The 14,338-nt window shown below is 51.2% G+C and carries 15 protein-coding genes, 1 pseudogene and 1 other annotated feature (1 of these 17 running past the window's edge); of the genes and pseudogenes, 10 read left to right on the top strand and 6 right to left on the bottom strand.

Going from position 1 to position 14,338, the window contains the following annotated elements:
- Window positions 1-179 precede the first annotated feature (179 nt).
- Window positions 180-2,777 carry a type I DNA topoisomerase gene (gene topA / locus UTO39_RS01900; RefSeq protein ID WP_041909639.1) on the bottom strand — a complete coding sequence of 866 codons (2,598 nt, stop codon included), beginning with the start codon at window positions 2,775-2,777 and terminating at the stop codon, window positions 180-182.
- Window positions 2,778-3,176: 399 nt separating this feature from the next.
- Here topA and UTO39_RS01895 point away from each other — a divergent pair, with 399 nt between their 5' ends.
- On the top strand, window positions 3,177-3,428 hold the full coding sequence (locus UTO39_RS01895; RefSeq protein WP_014070502.1) for a YciN family protein: 252 nt from the start codon (window positions 3,177-3,179) through the stop codon (window positions 3,426-3,428).
- Window positions 3,429-3,462: 34 nt separating this feature from the next.
- On the opposite strand, the gene sohB is transcribed toward UTO39_RS01895, so the two are convergent.
- A complete protein-coding gene (sohB, locus tag UTO39_RS01890; protein WP_320726298.1) occupies window positions 3,463-4,509 on the bottom strand; it encodes a protease SohB in 1,047 nt (348 codons plus the stop codon).
- Window positions 4,510-4,760: 251 nt separating this feature from the next.
- On the opposite strand from sohB, the gene UTO39_RS01885 reads away from it, so the two are divergent.
- Both UTO39_RS01885 and cobO read left to right on the top strand, forming a co-directional pair.
- Window positions 4,761-5,522 carry a YciK family oxidoreductase gene (locus UTO39_RS01885; RefSeq protein WP_320726297.1) on the top strand — a complete coding sequence of 254 codons (762 nt, stop codon included), beginning with the start codon at window positions 4,761-4,763 and terminating at the stop codon, window positions 5,520-5,522.
- Window positions 5,519-6,109, top strand: a complete 591-nt coding sequence (gene cobO, locus UTO39_RS01880) for a cob(I)yrinic acid a,c-diamide adenosyltransferase (RefSeq protein WP_061097995.1) — start codon at window positions 5,519-5,521, stop codon at window positions 6,107-6,109. The genes UTO39_RS01885 and cobO overlap by 4 nt, the downstream gene beginning before the upstream one ends.
- Window positions 6,110-6,145: 36 nt before the next feature.
- Here cobO and rluB read toward each other — a convergent pair whose 3' ends face one another.
- Together rluB and UTO39_RS01870 are read right to left on the bottom strand one after the other, a co-directional pair.
- A complete protein-coding gene (gene rluB, locus UTO39_RS01875) occupies window positions 6,146-7,021 on the bottom strand; it encodes a 23S rRNA pseudouridine(2605) synthase RluB (protein WP_028013408.1) in 876 nt (291 codons plus the stop codon).
- A gap of 198 nt (window positions 7,022-7,219) precedes the next feature.
- The gene (locus UTO39_RS01870) at window positions 7,220-7,396 is read right to left on the bottom strand and encodes a hypothetical protein (protein WP_320726296.1); all 177 of its coding nucleotides are present in this window, start codon (window positions 7,394-7,396) and stop codon (window positions 7,220-7,222) included.
- 172 nt (window positions 7,397-7,568) lie between these two features.
- Here UTO39_RS01870 and UTO39_RS01865 point away from each other — a divergent pair, with 172 nt between their 5' ends.
- The 6 genes and pseudogenes from UTO39_RS01865 (at window position 7,569) to UTO39_RS01840 (ending at window position 12,261) form a co-directional block, all read left to right on the top strand.
- Window positions 7,569-8,972 carry a PAAR domain-containing protein gene (locus UTO39_RS01865; RefSeq protein WP_320726295.1) on the top strand — a complete coding sequence of 468 codons (1,404 nt, stop codon included), beginning with the start codon at window positions 7,569-7,571 and terminating at the stop codon, window positions 8,970-8,972.
- Between the two features lies 1 nt (window position 8,973).
- Entirely contained in the window at window positions 8,974-9,360 is a 387-nt protein-coding gene (locus tag UTO39_RS01860; RefSeq protein WP_320726294.1) for a hypothetical protein, read from the top strand.
- Between the two features lie 418 nt (window positions 9,361-9,778).
- Window positions 9,779-9,946: pseudogene (locus UTO39_RS01855) on the top strand (IS3 family transposase); the annotation flags it as partial.
- A gap of 97 nt (window positions 9,947-10,043) precedes the next feature.
- Complete coding sequence (locus UTO39_RS01850; RefSeq protein WP_320726293.1) at window positions 10,044-11,477, top strand: PAAR domain-containing protein; 1,434 nt, start codon at window positions 10,044-10,046, stop codon at window positions 11,475-11,477.
- Entirely contained in the window at window positions 11,474-11,872 is a 399-nt protein-coding gene (locus UTO39_RS01845; RefSeq protein ID WP_227669655.1) for a hypothetical protein, read from the top strand. The genes UTO39_RS01850 and UTO39_RS01845 overlap by 4 nt, the downstream gene beginning before the upstream one ends.
- Window positions 11,869-12,261 carry a hypothetical protein gene (locus UTO39_RS01840; RefSeq protein WP_320726292.1) on the top strand — a complete coding sequence of 131 codons (393 nt, stop codon included), beginning with the start codon at window positions 11,869-11,871 and terminating at the stop codon, window positions 12,259-12,261. The genes UTO39_RS01845 and UTO39_RS01840 overlap by 4 nt, the downstream gene beginning before the upstream one ends.
- Window positions 12,262-12,620: 359 nt before the next feature.
- On the opposite strand, the gene UTO39_RS01835 is transcribed toward UTO39_RS01840, so the two are convergent.
- Together UTO39_RS01835 and rnm are read right to left on the bottom strand one after the other, a co-directional pair.
- Window positions 12,621-13,241, bottom strand: coding sequence for an L-threonylcarbamoyladenylate synthase (locus UTO39_RS01835; protein WP_003856793.1), 621 nt, complete (start codon window positions 13,239-13,241; stop codon window positions 12,621-12,623).
- Between the two features lie 26 nt (window positions 13,242-13,267).
- Window positions 13,268-14,131, bottom strand: coding sequence for an RNase RNM (rnm, locus tag UTO39_RS01830; RefSeq protein WP_253542226.1), 864 nt, complete (start codon window positions 14,129-14,131; stop codon window positions 13,268-13,270).
- Between the two features lie 127 nt (window positions 14,132-14,258).
- Here rnm and trpL point away from each other — a divergent pair, with 127 nt between their 5' ends.
- Complete coding sequence (trpL, locus tag UTO39_RS22315; RefSeq protein ID WP_106993556.1) at window positions 14,259-14,303, top strand: trp operon leader peptide; 45 nt, start codon at window positions 14,259-14,261, stop codon at window positions 14,301-14,303.
- Window positions 14,280-14,338 (top strand) — a sequence feature (Trp leader region) (it continues 35 nt past the right edge of the window). Its footprint overlaps the gene before it by 24 nt.

Below are 14,338 nucleotides of genomic sequence, written 5' to 3'. Positions count from 1 at the left end.
ATCCGATTTAGCGCACGCGGTCAATCGCTTAAGACGATTTGATAATAAGAAAAGGGTTAACTATAACCACTATATCATTTATAGCCTGACTGTATAGTACGGAACAAAAAATAATAATAAGGTAATAAAAAAGGGCCGGAAGTCCGGCCCTTTTACAGGTAAGTAACGGTCAGGAAAGATTATTTCTTGCCTTCAACCCATTTGCCATCGACAAAGAAGGCAGACCATCCGGTCGCTTTACCCTCTTTCTCTGCCGCAACGTACTGCTGCTTCGTTTTACGGCTAAAACGGACCACCGTCTTATTGCCTTCAGGATCCTGCTGTGGCGCATCGGCCAGATAACGCAGCTTCTCAGGCAGACGATCGCGGAAGCGATGCAGCTCTTCCACCAGCGGCGCGCGCGTTTCACGCGATTTCGGGAAGGTGTTGGCAGCCAGAAAGACACCTGCGGCGCCATCACGCAGCACGAAGTACGCGTCGGATTTTTCACACGGCAGTTCAGGCAGCGGAACCGGATCTTCCTTCGGCGGAGCAACCTCACCATTGCGCAGAATTTTGCGCGTGTTCTTACACTCGTCGTTGGTGCAGGCCATGTACTTACCAAAACGCCCCATTTTCAGGTGCATTTCAGAACCACACTTCTCGCACTCCACAATCGGGCCGTCATAGCCTTTAATGCGGAACTCACCCTCTTCGATCTCATACCCGTCACACGTTGGGTTGTTACCACAGACGTGCAGCTTACGTTTAGGATCGATCAGATAGCTGTCCATCGCCGTGCCGCATTTTTTGCAGCGGCGTTTCGCGCGCAGAGCGTTGGTTTCCGCATCATCACCTTCCAGCACGTTGAGAACTTCGTTCTCCGGCACCAGGTTGATGGTTGTTTTGCAGCGCTCTTTTGGTGGCAGCGCGTAGCCTGAACAGCCAAGGAACACGCCCGTTGTCGCAGTACGGATCCCCATCTTACGGCCACAGGTCGGGCAGTCGATGCTGGTCAGTACCATCTGGTTAGGCAGCATGCCGCCCTCTTCAGGATCTTTCTCCGCTTTCTCAAGCTGGTTGGTAAAATCGCTGAAGAAGCTGTCGAGAACCTTCTTCCACTCCGCCTTGTGGCTGGCCACCTCGTCGAGGCTGTCTTCCATCTGCGCGGTGAAGTCATAGTTCATCAACTCGCGGAAGTTAGCTTCCAGACGGTCGGTGACAATCTCACCCATTTTTTCGGCATAGAAACGGCGGTTCTCTACGCGAACGTAACCGCGGTCCTGAATGGTCGAGATGATTGACGCGTAGGTTGACGGACGGCCAATCCCTCGTTTTTCCAGCTCTTTAACCAGCGACGCTTCACTAAAGCGCGCAGGCGGCTTGGTGAAGTGCTGGGCCGGAACCAGATCGACAAGCGACAGCTCGTCGCCTTTGTTTACCGCAGGCAGCGTACGGTCTTCATCACCTTTACGCAGCGCTGGCATCACTTTCGTCCAGCCGTCGAAGCGCAGGATACGACCGCGCGCTTTCAGACGGAAATCGCCCGCGCCAACGGTCAGCGTGGTGGAGTCGTACTTCGCCGGGGTCATCTGACACGCGACGAACTGACGCCAGATCAGCTGATACAGCTTCTGGGCGTCGGCTTCCATGTCTTTCAGCGACTCGGCCAGCACAGAGACATCAGAAGGACGAATCGCTTCGTGCGCTTCCTGAGAATTCTCTTTGCTGGCGAACTGGTTGGCGCTTTCCGGCAGGTATTTCTTACCGAAGTTGTCGCTGATGTAGCCGCGCACCATGTTCACCGCGTCCTGGCTCAGGTTCGTTGAGTCAGTACGCATGTAGGTGATGTAACCCGCTTCATACAAGCGCTGGGCCATCATCATGGTTTTCTTCACGCCGTAACCCAGACGGGTGCTCGCCGCCTGTTGCAGTGTGGACGTGATAAACGGCGCGCCAGGCTTGCTGCTGGTCGGTTTATCTTCGCGCTCCAGCACCTGATAGCGCGCTTTTTCCAGCAGCGCCACGGCGGCCATGGTCTGATCGCGGTTTTCAGGACGGAAAGGCTTATCGTTATGATGGCTTACCTGCAGCGGCAGCGCATCACCGCCCGGGGTGGTGACGTTGGCGTCAACTTCCCAGAACTCTTCCGGTACGAAGGCTTTAATTTCGCGTTCACGCTCAACGACGAGACGCACGGCTACAGACTGCACGCGTCCTGCAGACAGGCCACGTGCAATCTTTTTCCACAGCAGTGGAGAAACCATGTAGCCCACAACGCGGTCCATAAAGCGACGCGCCTGCTGGGCGTTTACACGGTCGATATTCAGCTCGCCCGGCTTCTCAAACGCCTGACGAATCGCATTCTTTGTAATTTCGTTAAACACTACGCGACTGTAGCGTTTGTCATCCCCCCCGATCACTTCCCGCAGGTGCCACGCAATGGCTTCCCCTTCGCGGTCAAGGTCGGTTGCGAGATAGATGTGGTCTGCTTTTTCAGCAAGCTGCTTCAGCTCGTTAACGACTTTTTCTTTCCCGGGCAGCACTTCATATTGTGCATCCCAGTTGTGCCATGGGTTAACACCCATGCGGTTGACAAGCGCGCTACGTTCATCCTTTTTAGGCTTTTTAGCCCCTTTGGTGGAGGTAGAGTCTGCGCTCTTTTTGCTGGCTGAGCCACTGGTCGGCAAATCGCGGATATGACCAACGCTGGACTTAACCACGTAGTCATTACCCAGATACTTATTGATCGTTTTGGCTTTTGCCGGGGACTCAACGATGACGAGAGCTTTACCCATATTCACCTTTACCTAATTTAATTCTTCCAGGAATACGCCGCACGTTGATTTCCCTTCCGCTGACGACGAGCCAATGATATTGCGACTGCGTCAGGGGATATCAACCCCTATGTCTTACCGAACGTCAGAATGGAGACATCCAGGTCATTGAGTTTTCGGGTATTTTTCTCACATCTCGTATAATTCGTGACGAATTCCCGGTCGAATGTCAAGCAATTCTGTTGCCAGAATGACGAAAGCGCACACTCTACCTGATAAAATTCGTTACGCAACTTTATTAGCATGCAAAAGCAAATCCCGCCAACCTGCCCTCTGCATCTTATCCCCTCACATTACAGGGTAAATTTGCCCCCAAAGCGACCCCGGCGTAGACTATTGTCACTGTTTAAGGAGTGGATTATGCAGAATACGACCCAACCCATTGACCGAGCCTCTCTGCTTATCGAAGCAAACAAGCTTATTCGTAACCATGAAGATACGCTGGCAGGCATTGAAGCCACCGGCGTTGAGCAGCGTAATGGCGTGCTGGTTTTCAGCGGCGAATACTTCCTTGACGAGCAGGGTTTACCGACCCCGAAAAGCACCGCCGTGTTTAATATGTTTAAATACCTGGCGCATACTCTTTCAGAGAAATATCACCTGGTCGATTAATGCAAAACGCGAGGCATATGCCTCGCGTTTTTGTTTACAGCAGCGGTTTTTGTCCACGCTGTAGCCAGCGAAGCAGCAGGCGGTCCGCGCTTTCCGCCGCGCTGTGGGTAAAGCGGTCCATCAGTCGTTTGCGCTGGGTAAAGCGCACGCCTACCAGTTCCCGGCCTTCCATCAGGTTGAGCAGCAGGTCATCACTGGTACCCACTTCATCCACCAGCCCTTTTTCCTGCGCCTGGATGCCGTACCAGTGCTCACCGGTCGCCACCTGTTCAATATCCAGCGTTGGGCGCATGCGGTGTACGAAGTCTTTAAAGAGATGGTGAGTTTCATTCAGATCTTCACGGAATTTCTGGCGCCCCTCTTCCGTGTTTTCCCCCAGCAGCGTCAGGGTGCGTTTGTACTGACCCGCCGTGTGAAGTTCGATATCGATCTCTTTATTTTTCAGGAAGCGGTTGAAGTTAGGGATCTGTGCGACCACGCCAATGGAACCAATGATGGAAAACGGCGCCGCAACGATTTTGTCCGCCACGCAGGCCATCATATAGCCGCCGCTCGCCGCGACTTTATCTACCGCCACGGTAAGCGGGATCTGCTTCTCGCGCAGGCGCTGCAGCTGTGAGGCGGCCAGCCCGTAACCGTGCACCACCCCGCCCGGACTCTCAAGACGCACCACGACCTGATCCTGCGGCGTTGCCACGGCCAGAACCGCAGTCACCTCTTCGCGCAGCGAGGCGACTTCATGCGCATCCATGCTGCCTTTGAAATCGAGCACATAGACGCGGGGTTTTGCGTCCCCCTGCGGCGTCGCGAGCTTTGCCTTCGCCTTCGCGGCTTTGGCTTCCTGCTTGTGTTTTTTCTTCTGGGCTTTCAGCCACAGCTTCTGCTGATGGCTATCGAGCAGCGAGAGGGACATCTCCTCCTGCATCTCTTTATACTGCTCGCTCAGGCGGGTGATGCGTAATTCCCCACGCTGACGCTTGCGCTGCGTCAGGTTGACAATCAGAACGGCAACCACGGCAATGGCAATCACCACCGTCGCGATTTTGGCCAAAAACAACCCATATTGAGAAAGTAATTCCACGCGTTCCACCTTGATTTAACCACGAATCTTTCACGGCAGTGTACAACAGCCCTGCCCCTGCGTCTCGCCCGTGACATTACCTCTGCGAGCCGTCTTCAGGAATCCCCGCGCTGCGGTTTAAATATTTGCAAATTGTTAATTTTGCAGCAATGCGTCCTGTAGACTGATTGAATTCTCACGCTAATTCGGGCATAAAGCCGAAAAGTCATTATAAAGGCGTGATTGAGACACCGTGCGCCTGAGGAGTCACCGTGCATTATCAACCGCAAAAAAACCTGCTGCAGAACCGAATCATTCTTGTCACCGGCGCCAGCGATGGTATTGGTCGCGAAGCGGCCCTGACGTACGCTGAGTATGGCGCAAGCGTGATTCTTATTGGGCGCAACGAAGAAAAGCTCAAGAGGGTTGCTCATGAAATTGAAGCCGCAGGCGGGACACCTGCCCCCTGGTACACGCTCGATTTGCTGACATGCACACCAGCGCTGTGCCAGGAACTTGCTCGCCGTATCAGTACCCACTACTCACGTCTGGACGGCGTGCTGCACAACGCCGGTTTGTTAGGTGAAGTGCGTCCAATGGATGAACAGGATCCTGATATCTGGCAGCAGGTGATGCAGGTTAACGTTAACGGAACTTTTTTCCTCACCCAGGCCTTGCTTCCTTTATTACTCAAATCCGAGTCAGGGTCTCTGGTCTTCACCTCTTCCAGCGTAGGCCGCGAGGGACGCGCAAACTGGGGAGCGTATGCTGTCTCAAAATTCGCGACCGAGGGCATGATGCAGGTGCTGGCGGAGGAGTATCAGAGCCGCCATCTGCGCGTAAACTGCATTAACCCGGGCGGTACGCGCACCAGCATGCGCGCCAGCGCCTTCCCGACGGAAGATCCGCTGAAGCTGAAAACCCCGGCAGACATTATGCCGCTCTATCTCTGGCTGATGGGCGACGACAGCCGCCGCAAAACCGGAATGACCTTTGACGCCCAGCCGGGCCGCAAACCGGGGATTTCGCAATGAGTGAAGAGCGTCATCAGCAGCGCCAGCAGCGTCTGAAGGAACAGGTTGACGCGCGCGTCGCGGCAGCCCAGGACGAACGTGGGATCGTCATCGTCTTTACCGGCAATGGTAAAGGCAAAACCACTGCAGCGTTTGGCACCGCTACGCGCGCCGTCGGCCACGGACAAAAAGTGGGGGTCATCCAGTTTATCAAAGGGGAATGGCCCAACGGTGAGCGTAATTTGCTTGAACCGCACGGCGTTGAGTTTCAGGTGATGGCGACCGGGTTTACGTGGGATACGCAGAACCGGGAAACCGATACCGCAGCCTGCCTTGCCGTCTGGGAGCACGCCAAAAGAATGCTGGCTGACCCGGCGTTAAATATGGTGCTGCTGGATGAGATCACCTATATGGTCGCCTACGACTACCTGCCGCTGGAGGACGTGCTGGATGCACTGCAGAACCGCCCTGCGCACCAGACGGTTATCGTTACAGGTCGCGGGTGTCATCGGGAGATTCTGGAGCTGGCAGATACCGTCAGCGAGCTGCGTCCGGTCAAGCATGCGTTTGATGCTGGCATCAAAGCACAAATTGGCATTGATTACTAAAGAAAAAAGCCCGGTGCGTTCACCGGGCTTTTTAAATTAACCGTTGTTATTCCGGCTGCCTGAGCGACGATTGCTGTTCACCTGGCTGTGGCGTTTCACCGCACGACGGATCTGATTCGCCTTCATACGACGACGATCTTTCTCCACCGCCACTTTAGAGGTGGTTTCCGGCGTCAGGCCAACCAGCTCGCGCAGGTAGTTAGTCTGGGTAAGATCCAGCTCGGTATAACCACCGCGCGGCAGACCTTTCGGCAGCAGAATGTCGCCGTAGCGAACGCGGATCAGGCGGCTAACCTGCACGCCTACTGCTTCCCACAGACGACGCACCTCGCGGTTACGTCCTTCGGTCAGGGTCACGTTGTACCACTGGTTAATCCCTTCACCACCGGTAAATTTGATGGTTTTGAACGCCGCAGGGCCGTCTTCCAGCTGCACGCCACGCGACAGATCGCGCAATTTGTTTTCATCAACCTGGCCGAAGACGCGAACGGCGTACTCACGCTCAACTTCACGGCTTGGGTGCATCAAACGGTTTGCCAGTTCACCATCGGTGGTGAACAGCAGCAGACCGCAGGTGTTCACGTCCAGACGGCCCACGGCAATCCAGCGGGCGCCGCGCAGTTTTGGCAGACGGTCAAACACCGTTGGACGACCTTCCGGGTCGTTGCGGGTACACAGCTCGCCTTCCGGCTTGTAGTAGGCCAGCACGCGGCAGATCTGTTCCGCAGACTCTTTCACGGAGATAAGATGACCGTCAATGCGGATCTTAAGCCCCGGTACGATTTCAACGCGGTCACCCAGCGTGGCGATTTTACCGTCCACACTCACGCGACCCGCTTCAATAATGGCTTCGATTTCACGGCGTGAACCGTGGCCGGCGCGCGCCAGCACTTTCTGTAACTTCTCGCTCATTGAGCTTCCTCAGGTGTCGCCTTCACAGGCGTCGAATGGTCACTAACAAAGTGATATAAATCAATGCGTTAGCGCATTTCACTGAATGCCATTATACGCGATATTCACCACGTTGTAACCTACTTTGTCGTACAGCATGTTCACCCCCTAAAACTTAGCCTCTGATTAAATTCTAGGTAAATAAAGGGGCGTAAGCCCTTATTTCTTAAACTCCTTAGTAACCGTATCACCTCCGGTTTTCTTAGGCGCATTGTTCACTACCTTTTGTTTCACCGTACCGCCTACAGACCTATTCCCCTGTTTTTTAATAGGGATAACGTTAACTGTAGCACTGCGAACAATCCAGATCTGCTCAAATTCAAGATCAAACTGCATCACTTATTCAGATTTATAATAGTAGGAGATGCCGAAGAGAATAACACTTTCGTACACTTAGTGCTCTGTCATTAATGTGATGGGTTGCCGACTGACAAATATCTTATTGTACATGTGGTTATTGCTTGTAAAATGACCTCCGTGATTATTTCCATAACAGGTAGAGGGACCTATGGCGACAGGTATTGTTTTATGTAAGGGGGACAGAACTTCATGCGGAGGAAGGATAGTTGCAGGCTCCGCGCTGGGCAGTGCCTTCGGTAAACCGATAGCGAAAGAAGGTGATCCTGTAACCTGTGGCAAAGATGGCAACACATACAAGATTATCGGCGGGATCTCAATTTTTACGGATGGTGCAGATGACAAACGTGTAGCAGGGTCGCTCGATAGCTATAGTTCATGCCCTTGTAAGGCAAAAATACGTCCTTCCAATGCTTACCCCATGTATGAAAAAGAAGAACCAAAGGCATTCAGAAATGCAGGCTTAGCGACAGTGCTTCCACTATCCGCCTCACTCACTTCAAACGCATACTTAGAACTAGAGCCAGAGCAACACGCCCAGACGGCGAAAAAGAAAACAGGCATTGACGCAGGTTTTGCCGTTCTCCCCTACGGCGGCACTACAGAAGCCTGGCAACGTCTGCTATTCACCGGAAACCCGCCAGCAGGAGCAAAGGAACTATTCGCTACGCTGAATTGCCCGCATGAAAGATACAAAGCTGGTTCGATTATGCTTCTGGTTGCTCCAGAGAAACAGGACGACGAGCAGATCGCACACATGCAGGCAGCAAAACAGCGCATTGATACAGCATTGGAACCACTGACGCATGAGGAAGCCAACTTCCTTCATAAACATTATGCCACTATTGCCAACTTCTCTAATATTGCAGATAAAGGCATTGGGATTGCGGCTGATCCAGTTGGGAAATATTTTGAGAATATCGAAAAGATTCTTAAAGAAATCCAGGAAACTTACAAAAATACGTACATGACGCGAGGTGCATTAATCGGCGAACAGTTTTACGTAAGACGTGCTCAGCTATTCACTGAACTTGACCGTGTGCTTAAAGTTGGTTTCCTGAATAAGACAATGAAATTTGGCGAATATACCAAAATAAAAAATGCGCTTGGCTTGTCCACCAGCTCAATAACGCATAATTGGAATGAGACAGGGATCAACGACATTGAAGGCTACGCAACGCATATAGAGCGAGCAGCTAAATATACCAAGGCGATGCGTTATGCTGGTTACGTCGGAATAGCGTTTAGTTCGGTTCACTCAATCAATGCAATAAATGAGGCTTGTTCAATTGGTCGAGAAGCTGAATGTACTAAGAAAAAATACACTGAGATCGGTAGTTTCTCTGGTGGCCTTGCTGGCGGTTTAGCTGGTGGTGTGATAGGTATGGGCATATGCTCGTTAGTCTTGGGCACTGCAACAATGGCTGCAGGTGGTACTGGTGCATTAGCTTGTGGCGTAATACTTGGAACCTCTGCAGGATATGTGGGTGGTGAACTTTCATCATCAGGGGGTGAGGCCGTTGGTGAGTTTATCTATAACAGTGTAGGGCAATAAGATGAAAAGCTTAACTGCCATTTTATTTATCTTATTCGTCTTTACTACTTTTGCTGCGTTTAGTTATTCAACGCTAAAGAACAAACAACATCTGCAGCTTTGCGATGCATTTCGTGATAAGTTTGGTTTCCTCCCTGGAGGTATAACTATTGCGCAGGCTGGAGGCATATTTTTAACATTCCAAAAAGATTTGTTTTTCTTCTTTCCTCTCATTGTTAGAAAGGGTAGCTTTATTGTTAGAGATATGGAGTCAGAACACTATGACTTTATTAAAGATTTGCCTAATGAAACAGTAAGATGGTTGAAAGTGAAGTTTTCTTTACTTTTCATTGCCATCATTTTCTTTATTGCCTTTTTGATATTAGATTTCGTAATTTTCAAATCATAGCGCATCAATAAATAACATGCATATCCACACATTAAACAATAGCTAGCGAAGTACATGCTGGCTATTCCCTCCATTCTTTTATTTACTCCCAACTGATCCCATCAACCACAGGAAGAAAATCTCTTAATGGTGGCCATGTGTGTACCTTGCGGGGATACATAACGATTAAGTTCGAGAATGCCCGACTACAAATTCCACCATTACGGGCAATAATTTTGTCATTGCCTCTGAAATGAAAGTGTGGCGAAGGGCATGGATCACCCCCTTCTGTCCAAACTCATTAAACTTTTGTAATTGCAATCAGCCATAATGCTGTTCCATTCAAGTCCGATCTGTACATACATTGGCAAATCACCGAAAACAGGATCAGTAGATTTGAGCGACTTGATTCGCTCCAAAAGAAACTTTTCTAAGGATGCCGGTTACGGGTTACGTAAGCTTCAGCGATGCAGCTCACGCAATAACGGACTGTATCGTTAGATATTACAGCGCGCTCTGGCCACACGAATATAATGGTGGGTTACCTCCAAACGAATCGGAAAGCCGATACTGTAATAACACTAACACTATGGCCAGTTTTTGTTGACCACTATAGTTTCACTTAGGTCAAACACTTGTTGTGCGTATGGTTATTGCTTGTAAAATGACCTCCGTGATTATTTCCATAACAGGTAGAGGGAACTATGGCGACAGGTATTGTTTTATGTCAGGGGGACAGAACTTCATGCGGAGGAAGGATAGTCGTAGGCTCCGCGCTGGGCAGTGCCTTCGGTAAACCGATAGCGAAAGAAGGTGATCCTGTAACCTGTGGCAAAGATGGCAACACATACAAGATTATCGGCGGGATCTCAATTTTTACGGATGGTGCAGATGACAAACGTGTAGCAGGGTCGCTCGATAGCTATAGTTCATGCCCTTGTAAGGCAAAAATACGTCCTTCCAATGCTTACCCCATGTATGAAAAAGAAGAACCAAAGGCATTCAGAAATGTAGGCTTAGCGGCAGTGGCTCCACTATCCGCCTCACTCAATCCTAACGCATACTCAGAACCAGAACCAGAACCAGAACCAGAACCAGAACCAGAGCAGCACGCCCAGACAGCGAAGAAAAAGAAAACAGGCATTGACGCAGGTTTCGCCGTTCTCCCCTACGGCGGCACAACCGAAGCCTGGCAACGTCTGCTATTCACCGAAAACCCACCAGCGGGAGCAAAGGAACTATTCGCCACGCTGAACGGCCCGGATGAAAGATACAAAGCAGGTTCTATTATGCTGTTGGTTGATCCTGAGAAACAGAACGATGAACAGATCGCCCACATGAAAGCTGCGAAAGCGCGAGTTGATGCGGCGTTAGAACCGTTGACCATCCAGGAAGCGAACTTCCTGCACAAGAATAAAGACACGATAGACCTTTTTACTTCTCGCGCCAGTACGACAACCGGGCTGGCCTCCGAAGCTGCGGGGAAATACTTTGAGAAGATCGAAAGAGTTCTGACCAAGATTCAACAGGCATACAAAAATCAGTACATCACCAGCGGATCGCTGATTAGCGAACAGTTTTATGTGCAGAGACGCCAACTATTCAGCGAACTCGATAGCATCCTCACCGATTTCACTCGTCATAAACTCGCCTTGCAAGACTACCCGGACATTAAGCGGGCGTTGGGGCTTTCAACCAGTTCTATCACTCATCGCTGGAACCAGACCGGGGTTGCTGACATTGAAGGCTACGCGACTTTCATCGAGAAAGCCGCAAAGTATGTGAAAATGATGAAAACAGCGGGTTATGTTGGCATCGCTCTTGATGGCGTGAACAGGCTGGATAAGATTTATGAAGCCTGTACGGTTGGTTCCGACTGCGAGAAAACTACTTATACCGAAGTCGGTAGTTTTGGAATGAGTATTGGGGTAGGTGTAATTGCTGGTTCATTGGCATCTGGTGGAGCCTCTGCAACTGTTTGTTCCTTTGTTTTGGGTGCATTAACTGTTGAAGCCGCTGGTGCTGGAATGCTGGCTTGCGGTGTAATCTTCACTGGTGCGGCTGGTTATGCAGGTGGAGAGATAGGAGGTAAACTTGGTGAAACATTGGGCGAAAAAGTTTATGAGGTAACAAAATGACTGTTACCGCATCTGATCTACTACTGTTCATCATTTCAGGTGCAATGATGATTGCCTTGGTTTCAATGGTCGTCTTATCCATTCTAAACAAGAAGAGATTTCTTGAGGTCTGTCGAATGTATGAGGCCAAGTTTGGCTCCTTGCCACTTGCCGCCGCAGTATTGAAAGAAGCCGACGTAATCGGATTTACAGCAGGGTATACAACGAAAATGGATTTCATCATTCATCCATTAATCTACGGGAAAAAGTCCATCCATAGCAAAAACGATGATGTCGCATTCATCAGAGGGTTGCCAGCAAAGATTCGATACTGGTTTATTGCAGAATTCGTATGCTCTGTGATTGGTTTGGTCGCCTTGCTTCTCGGCGGTGTATGGCTTTGGGTCAACAAATGACCAACTCATCAGACCTGATCATCTGTGGGCTTGGAGGGTTAAGCCTCGTCTGTGGGATGGCTGTAGCAGTCCTGTCATTTCTCAACAAAAAGCGCTTCTCCACGATTTGTGCTCTGTATAGAGAAAAATTTGGCTCACTCCCTGTCGGGTCGGTTATTTTCGACAAGGCTGATTCCATAGGGTTTAGCACTGGTTACGCAGCAAAGATCAATTTCATCGTGAATCCTTTAATATTTGGCAAAAGCTCGGTAGACAGTACCAACGATGATGTTTCGTTCATCAGAGGCTTACCACCTCACCTCAAAAACTGGTTCGTTGTCGAGTATGCTTTTTCAGCTCTCGGGTTGCTGTCAATCATGATTGCCGGAACCGTGTTGTACTTCCGGTAACATCTCAAAATCAAGCCAGCTACCACGCTGGCTTGCACTTGATCATCCCCACCAACCTTGCCCCTCCCTTCCCCCGATTTTAGGCAATAAAAGCCATAAAGCCCCGATGGTGATACGCACAAACGTAGCAACCTTATTCGGCGTGACCAGAGAATGGAAAACAGTGTGCATAAAAGATGGGATTCAAAGTGCTGCTAAAGCTGTCACAAAAAGTGATGTTTGTTACTCACACCAACAACTCAACACCTTGATAAATAATGATTTTTTATTTACCCTGCGCGCCTTCACAGGCGTCGAATCCGGTCAAAAGCAGAGCCGAGCCCTGCTTTGATGGCCGCGTAGTATATCTGCTTACACCTCTACAAGAAAGGCTTTACATCACCCACGCCTTCGCGAATCACTTCCGGCGCATCTTCAGTCAGATCCACCACGGTGGTCGGCTGCTGGCCGAGATAACCGCCGTGAATAATCAGCTCCACCACCTTCTCCAGACGATCTTTAATCTCCTCCGGATCGGACTCGGTAAACTCGCTTCCCGGCAGCATCAGTGAGGTAGAGAGCATCGGTTCGCCGAGAGTTTCCAGCAGCGCCTGGGCAATCGGGTTCGACGGCACGCGCATCCCGATGGTTTTACGCTTTTCCTGCAGCAGGCGGCGCGGCACCTCTTTCGTCCCTTTCAGGATGAAGGTGTAGTTACCCGGCGTGTTGTTCTTGATCAGGCGAAACGCCACGTTATCCACATAAGCATAGGTCGACAGCTCAGAGAGATCGCGGCACATCAGGGTAAAGTTATGGCCGTCCGGCAGCTGGCGGATGCGACAGATTCGCTCCATCGCCCCTTTATCTTCAATTTTACAGCCCAGCGCGTAGCCGGAATCGGTCGGGTAGACTATCACGCCGCCTTTGCGGACGATCTCCACGGCCTGGTTAATCAGACGTGGCTGCGGGTTATCCGGATGGATATAGAAAAACTGACTCATACTTCCCTCTCTTCAATTTGCTGCGGCTACTCCCAGAGCTGCCAGACCGGCTCAACGCCAGCGGGTAGCCAGAGCTTGCGTCCCAGCTCGATCCACGCGCAGGGCTGATGGAAATCAGAACCCTGTGACCCAAGCAGGCCAAACTGGCGGGCGTAAGTCGCGAGCTGCGCGCGCTCATTGGGCGCCTGCTGACACTGGGCGACTTCCATCGCCTCGCCACCGCATTCGGCAAAGTGCGCCAGCAGTCTTTTCAGCCATTTAGCAGAAAGATTATACCGTCCCGGATGGGCCAGCACGGCCTTACCGCCAGAATGATGAATCACATCAATAGCTTGTTTTATTGTACACCACTGTGGCGGAACGTATCCGGTTTTCCCGCGCGCCAGATATTTTTTAAAGACATCCGCCATGGTCGTCGCTTTGCCCGCGTCGACCAGAAAACGGGCGAAATGACCGCGGGTGACCGCCCCGCCGTTCGCCAGCTTTTGCGCCCCTTCCAGCGCGCCCGGAATATGCGCCTTCTCCAGACGCTCGCCGATCATCTCCGCGCGCTGGTTGCGGCGCGTTTTTTGTTCTTGCAAAAAGGCAAGAAGTGCCGGATGTTCTATATCAATGTTCAGGCCAACGATATGAATCTCATGGTTTTCCCATACGGTCGATATCTCGACGCCGGGCACCAGATTCAGCGCCAGTCCGCTGCGGGCAATCTCGGCGCGCGCTGCCGGAATGGCGTCGGTGGTATCGTGATCGGTTATCGCCAGCGTGCCGACACGCATTTCAACCGCGCGATGAACCAGGGCTTCGGGCGTCAGCAGGCCATCAGAGGCCTGAGTGTGGCTGTGTAAATCATAAATAATCGCGTAGGTGGTATCGCTCAAAGCACTTCCCATAACAGGTTGGAAACATCCGAAACCGTCATGATACCGACTTAACGTGAAATTCTGAAATCAAGGGTTGACAATACGCCATCGAACTAGTTAACTAGTACACAAGTTCACACGAGAAAGGTATCTGAAAATGACGGCACATTTCACTCTGCACGGCTGGTGGCGCACTTCCTGATCTTCGGGCAGTGTCACGCGTCTGCGAAATGCAAA

It is taken from the genome of Enterobacter sp. 118C5 (assembly GCF_034107645.1).
GTDB classification, from domain to species: Bacteria; Pseudomonadota; Gammaproteobacteria; order Enterobacterales; family Enterobacteriaceae; genus Enterobacter; species Enterobacter nematophilus.
This window is presented reverse-complemented; position numbering and strand designations above follow the sequence as displayed.